This window comes from Terriglobales bacterium (assembly GCA_035543055.1).
In the GTDB taxonomy this organism is placed as follows: Bacteria; Acidobacteriota; Terriglobia; order Terriglobales; family Acidobacteriaceae; genus JAIQFD01.
Genome location: DATKKJ010000091.1, coordinates 1 through 6219, shown reverse-complemented (window position 1 = coordinate 6219; position 6219 = coordinate 1). Strand labels below are relative to the sequence as shown.

5 protein-coding genes are annotated in these 6219 nt (G+C 64.4%); 3 read left to right on the top strand and 2 right to left on the bottom strand.

Annotated elements, in window-relative coordinates; translation table 11 throughout:
- Both VMS96_06995 and VMS96_06990 read left to right on the top strand, forming a co-directional pair.
- The coding region (locus VMS96_06995) for an efflux RND transporter permease subunit (GenBank protein HVP43162.1) at positions 1-1377 on the top strand (1377 nt) is incomplete at its 5' end.
- A 79-nt stretch (positions 1378-1456) separates the two neighbouring features.
- Positions 1457-2206 (top strand): flavodoxin family protein, encoded by a 750-nt coding sequence (locus VMS96_06990; protein ID HVP43161.1) that lies wholly within the window; start codon positions 1457-1459, stop codon positions 2204-2206.
- 97 nt (positions 2207-2303) lie between these two features.
- Here the strand turns inward: VMS96_06990 and VMS96_06985 are convergent, their stop codons facing one another.
- Complete coding sequence (locus VMS96_06985) at positions 2304-3716, bottom strand: aminotransferase class I/II-fold pyridoxal phosphate-dependent enzyme (protein ID HVP43160.1); 1413 nt, start codon at positions 3714-3716, stop codon at positions 2304-2306.
- A gap of 66 nt (positions 3717-3782) precedes the next feature.
- Complete coding sequence (locus VMS96_06980; GenBank protein HVP43159.1) at positions 3783-4391, bottom strand: hydrolase; 609 nt, start codon at positions 4389-4391, stop codon at positions 3783-3785.
- A 670-nt stretch (positions 4392-5061) separates the two neighbouring features.
- On the opposite strand from VMS96_06980, the gene VMS96_06975 reads away from it, so the two are divergent.
- Complete coding sequence (locus tag VMS96_06975; GenBank protein ID HVP43158.1) at positions 5062-5460, top strand: group I intron-associated PD-(D/E)XK endonuclease; 399 nt, start codon at positions 5062-5064, stop codon at positions 5458-5460.
- The last annotated feature ends 759 nt before the right edge of the window (positions 5461-6219 follow it).

Below are 6219 nucleotides of genomic sequence, written 5' to 3'. Positions count from 1 at the left end.
AACTCCACGCTCGACCAGACCAAGCTCTTCGCCTCGCAGGTGTACGACGTCTATCACTCCTTCCCCGAAGCCCAGAGCATCTTCCAGATCACCGCGCCCAACGGGGGTTTCGGCGGCATGGTCACCAAGCCCTGGGAGCAGCGAAAGCGGAACACCGAGCAGCTCCAGCTCGAAGCTGCCGGCAAACTCTCGAAGATCCCCGGCGTGCGCGTCATCTCCCTGGTCCCACCGCCGCTCCCCGGGGGCGGCGACTTTCCGGTGGATTTCGTGATCTCTTCGACGGCCGAGCCCGAACGTCTCAATGAGATCGCCAACCAGCTGGTCGGCAAGGCCTTCACCAGCGGCATCTTCATGTTCGCCGACTCCGACCTGAAGTTTGACCAGCCGCAAGCCGAAGTCGTCTTCGACCGCGACAAGCTGCGCGCCCAGGGCGTCGACCTCTCCCAGGCCGGACAGGACCTGTCCACCATGCTGGGCGGGGATTACGTCAACCGCTTCAGCGTGCAGGGCCGCAGCTACAAGGTCATTCCCCAGATCGAGCGTTCCCAGCGCCTGACTCCAGAGCAGCTCAAGGACATCTACGTCACCGGCGCCGGCGGCAGGCTGGTGCCGCTCTCCACCTTCGCCGGCCTGAAGACCACCACCGAGCCGCGCGAGCTCAAGCGCTTCCAGCAGTTGAACGCGGTGCGTATCCAGGGCGTCATTCCGCCCAACGTCTCGCTCGATACCGCCCTGCGCTTTCTCGAAGGTGAGGCCGCGAAGCTCCTGCCTCCCGGCCAGGGCTTCACCGTGGACTACGCCGGTGAGTCCCGCCAGTTGCGCACCGAGGGAGGGAAGTTCTTCGGTACCTTCCTGCTCTCCGGCATCCTGATCTATCTGGTGCTGGCGGCGCAGTTCGAGAGCTTCCGCGACCCGCTCATCATTCTGGCCGGCTCCGTGCCCCTGGCGCTTTCCGGCTCTCTGCTGTTCTCGTTCCTCGGGCTCACGACCCTGAACGTGTACAGCCAGATCGGCCTGATCACGCTGGTCGGGCTGGTGTCGAAGAACGGCATCCTGATCGTGGAGTTCGCCAACAACCTGCAGCAGCAGGGCAAGGACAAGCTGCATGCCGTCATCGAGGCCGCCGGCACCCGTCTGCGGCCCATCCTCATGACCACGGCCGCCACCGTCATGGGCCACCTGCCGCTGGTCTTCGCTCGCGGCCCCGGCGCCGGCGCCCGCAACAGCATCGGCATGATGCTGGTCACCGGCATGATCATCGGCACCGCCTTCACCCTGTTCGTGGTGCCGTCCATCTACGTGCTGCTGGCCCGCACTCACGTCGCCGACGCGGTCTCCGAGAAGACCGAGGCGCCGCAACTCTTGCCCGCTGCCTGATCACGGCGATCCCGTCGATTGCCTGACCACCGCCGCGTGACTCGGGTCACTGCGGCCTTCGGAGCCGACGGCGACAATCATGGCATCGAGGTGTGCCATGAAAGTCCTCGCCATCAACGGCAGTCCCTTGAAGGACAAGGGCAACACCGCCCGCATCCTGCAACCCTTTCTCGATGGCCTGAGCGACGGCGGCGCCGGCGTCGATGTCCTCTACACCCGCGACCTCCAGATCCTGCCTTGCCTGGAGGATTTCCAGTGCTGGCTCAAGACCCCCGGGCATTGCGCCCAGCAGGACGACATGCAGATGGTCCACGTCAAGCTGCGCGCCGCCGACGTCTGGGTCTTTGCCACCCCGGTCTTCGTCTGGGGCGCGCCCGGTCCCTTGAAGAACCTCATGGACCGCATGTTGCCGCTGATCGAGCCTTTCATCACCCTGCAATCCGGACACTGCTCGCATCCCATCCGCGAGGGGACGCCCCGCGCCAAGGTGGTGCTGGTCTCCACCTGCGGCTTCTGGGAGATGGACAACTTCGACCCGCTGCTGGAGCAGATGCGCACCCTCTGCCGCGTGATCGGCCTGGACTTCGCCGGCGCCCTGCTACGCCCGCACGCCCCAGGCTTCTCCACCATGCTGGAGATGGGGGCCCCGGTGCGCGACGTGCTGCAGGCCGCCCACAACGCCGGCCGCGAACTGGCCACCACCGGCTCCATCTTGACCGCGACCATGGCCGCCGTCAGCCGCCCGGTGCTGGCGCGCGACGACTACCTCCACTTCGCCAACCAGCGCTTCCGCCAGGAGGTCGACACCTTCGCCAAAGCCGCGGTGTGAGTGGCGACCCTTCTGGACAAAGTAGCCCGCGCGCCCTCGCGCGGGCCCGCCGCCGTCTGCCGCCTGCCGACTGCCGCCTGCTGCCTGCTGCCTGCCCCTACACCACCGCTAGCCCCTTCTCCAGGTCGGCGATGATGTCGTGCCGGTCCTCCAGCCCGATGGACAGCCGGATGCCGCCCGGCTCGATGCCCCGCGTGCCCGCCTGCTCCAGTTGGTTCTTGGCTGAGCCCCGCGCCGCTTGGTACGCGCTATGCGTCATCGAGTACGGGTTCTCGATCAGGGTCTTGATCTGCCCCAGGCTCACCGCCAGGGTCACGCAATAGGCCTGGTCGGCGATGTAGTCGATGAACCGCTCGGCGCCTGCGTTGTCGCCCTTCTTGTCCTTCAGGGTGAAATAGATCATCGAGCCGGGGGCGAACTTGCCGCGGTAGTCGTGCATCTGCTCCTCCGCCAGCTCGCGCTGCGGGAACGACGTCAGCCCCGGATACATCACTCGCGCCACCTTGGGGTGCTGCTCCAGGAAGCGCGCCACGTGCATCGCCGTGCGCTGCATGTTGGCCATGCGCGCCGCCAGCGACGGCAATCCGAACACCAGGATGTTCCACGCCGCCTTCGGCCCCAGCACTCCGCCGTAATCTTTGCGATACAGCATGAGCACGTTGCGCAGCGACTCGGGGCCGATCACCACTCCGCCCATGTCGGTGCCGAAGCCTCCGATCCCCTTGGTCAGCGAGTGCACCACCACGTGCGCGCCCAGGGTCAGCGGGCGCTGGCAGTAAGGTGTGGCGAAGGTGTTGTCCACCACGATCGCGATGCGCTCCTCCGCCTTGCGTCCCTTGTTGGCGTGCTCCACCACGCTGCGGACGGCGGGGATGTCGATGATCTCCAGCGTCGGGTTCACCGGGGTCTCGAAATAGACGACGCGGGTCTTCGCCGTGATCGCCTTGGCCACCGCGGCGGTGTCGCGCATGTTGACGAAGCGCGCCTGCACGCCCTGCCGCGGCGCCCAGTTGGTGAGGAAGGAATAGGTGCAGCCGTAGAGGGTGTCGTGGGCCAGCACCTCGTCGCCCGCCCGCACCAGCACGTTGATGGCGGCGGTGATGGCCGCCATCCCGGTGGCGAAGCACACCCCCACGTCGCCCTGCTCGGCCGCCGCCAGGTTTTCTTCCAGCATCCCGCGCGTGGGCTCGTCCAGCCGGTCGTAGATGTAGATAGGGACGTGCCGCTTCACGTCCACCCGGTCGCAGGCGAACTCGAAGAAGCCCTGCGCCCCGCGGTGGGCGGAGCTGAGCCGGAAGGTGGCTGAGGACGAGATGGGCGGGACCACGTGGTGGGAGAAATCCCACTTCGCGGTCTTCGAGGTCCCGTGGATCAGCTTGGTGCGGATGGCGTAGCCATTTTGGCCCGCGCCGTTCTTGCTTGCTTTCGAAGTCTTAGTGGGGGCTTCCTTCGTGTTCCTTTGTGCCACCTTGGTGTCCTTTGCGGTGAGCTCTTGGGTTTCCCGCGCCACAGGGGCCGGATCCGCCCACGGCTCCCGACCGTCAGACTTGGTACTTGGTACCGGGTACTGGGTACTTCATTTGAGGTGCTGCAGCATTTCCTTGAACACCGGTGTGCCGCTGGCCCGCATCAGCTCGTACATCATCATCTCGGTGGAGGAGATGACCACGCCCGCCTGCTTCATCCGCTCCAGCCCGATCTTCCAGTTGGACTCGCTGCGCGAGCTCACCGCGTCGGCCGCCACGTGCACGATGTATCCCTGATTGAGCGCCCCCAACGCCGTCTGGGTGATGCAGATGTGCGCTTCCATGCCGCACAGCAGCAGGGTGTTGCGCTCCCGCGGCAGGTGCTTCACCGCCGCGCAGAACTCGGGGTTGCTGAGGCAGCTGAAGTCCATCTTGTTGATGGGCTGGGTGCCCTCGAGCAGGGAAGCGATCTCGGGGATGATCGGTCCCAGGCCCTTGACGTGCTGCGTCGCCGCCAGGATGGGCAGCTGGAGGATCTTCGCCAGGCGGATCAGCAGTTGCACGTTGCGCGCCAGCCGCTCTTTCTCGAAGATCGGGGGGAACAGCTTCTCCTGCATGTCCACCACCACCAGCGCGCAACTGTCCGACCGCAGCAGTTGGCGTGCGGCCTCGCTCGCGTCCTCGGCCGGGATCGCCGATCCAACCAATCTGGTCGCCATGATGCCCTCCTGGAAACGGGGCGTTCGGATATCAGTCCGCCGTTCATTGTAACGAAGTTGTAGCCCGGCCGCCCTCGGCCGGGCAGGCGAGGTTACGTGGCGCGGCCGCCCTCGGCCGCGCAGCTCGCGAAGCGAGCGTAACAAGCACCCCGGCCGGGCTACATTAGGGCGGGCCTGACGGCTGACCGCTGATGGCTGACGGCTGTTTCTGTCAAGCCCCTCCAAATCTGGATTCCTCCGCAACCCACACATTCCATTCGCAAAATAAAATTGTGGAAATTGTCGGATTAGCCCCATTCGATTTGTCATACTGGAAGTAGAGGGTCAGAAGAAGAGATTCTCTGTGTGCTCTGTGTCTCTGTGGTGAGCCTTTTTTTCTTGTCAAGCCCCTCAAGATCTGGATTCCTGCGTAACTCGCTCATTCCGAACGAACAATAAAACTGTGGAAAAGGGGCAAACAACCCCTCCCGATTTGTCATACTGGAATTAGAAGGTAAGAAAAGAAATTCTGTCGGACAGCCGCCTCGGCTGTCCTCTTCTTTTCCTAACTACTAACTACCAGCTACTAGCTACTTCTTTTCCCATGCCCCGCCACCCCTCCGTCCCCTCCCGGCGCGGCGCCCGACGTGTACCTGCTCTTCCTGCCTCCCGCCTCCTGCCTCCTGCCGCCTTGTCTCCCAAGCGCCAGGGTGAACTAGCCGAACTCGCCTTCCTCCACCGCGCCGCCGCCCTCGGCCTCATCGTCATGAAACCCTTCGGCGACTCCGCTCCCTACGACATCGTGGTGGACAACGGCTCGCGCCTGCTCAAGCTCCAAATCAAATCCGCCGCCTCGCCCCGCAACGGCGCCTACGAGATCAACGCCGCCCGCGGCCGCTTCATCAAACGGCCCTACACCCGCCGCGACATCGACTTCCTCGCCGCCTACCTCATCCCCGAAGACACCTGGTACATCTTCCCGTTATCTGCTTTCTCCCCGCGCAAAACCATGCGCCTTCACCCCAATCGCCGCTCTTCATACAAGGAGGCGTGGCACTTCTTACTTTACAAATTACAAATTGGAAATTAGCGGGGTGGAGCAGGCCTTCAGGCCTGCATCTAAGACCATCCTTTAATCCCTGTCATCCTGAGCGGGCTGGTAGCCTTGGGCTCTAGCCCAAGATCTCCCGCGAAGGATCTCGGGAACATTCGTTGGCACGCTGCCGTTCGCATGGATTCTCACGAGGTTGCTCGGGCTCACGCCCTCGCTTTGTTGTGTCGTCCCTGAAGGGACTCGAAAGCCCCTTGGCACCTTACCCGGCACTCCGGTGCTTCGCGCCTCCGTGCCGGGCTACTCTCATCCGCCCGCTCACGCGGGCTGAGATTGCGTAGGGACGGGCGTCCCCGCCCGTCCAGGGCGACTTTGCCTTACGGCAACGTCGCCGAGGAGCGCCATCGGCGCGACGGAAGGGAAGCCCAGGCAGTTAGCCTGCCCTGAGCGAAGCGAAGGGACAGTCCTGGGTAGGCAGTTAATAGAAGGTAGATCCGGGCTTTAATCCGGACGAGGGACGAAGTCCCGAAGCCCGTAGGGACGACGGACCTCTCAGGCGAACCCCGCCTTACCCAAACCCGGGCTAAGACGGGCCACCCGCCCGGCCGCCCTCGACCGGGTCGCGCCACTTCCGTTGCAAGGAGGCATGGCCCCTACTAATGCGCTGGAATACCGCAATCTGCTACTACTCACCGACAACAGATTCTGGCAAAGTAGCCCACGCGCCCTCGCGCGGGCCCGTGGAAGCCCACCCTTCAGGAGTGGGTTCAACGAAACCGTAAGAGAAAGTGAGTTCCA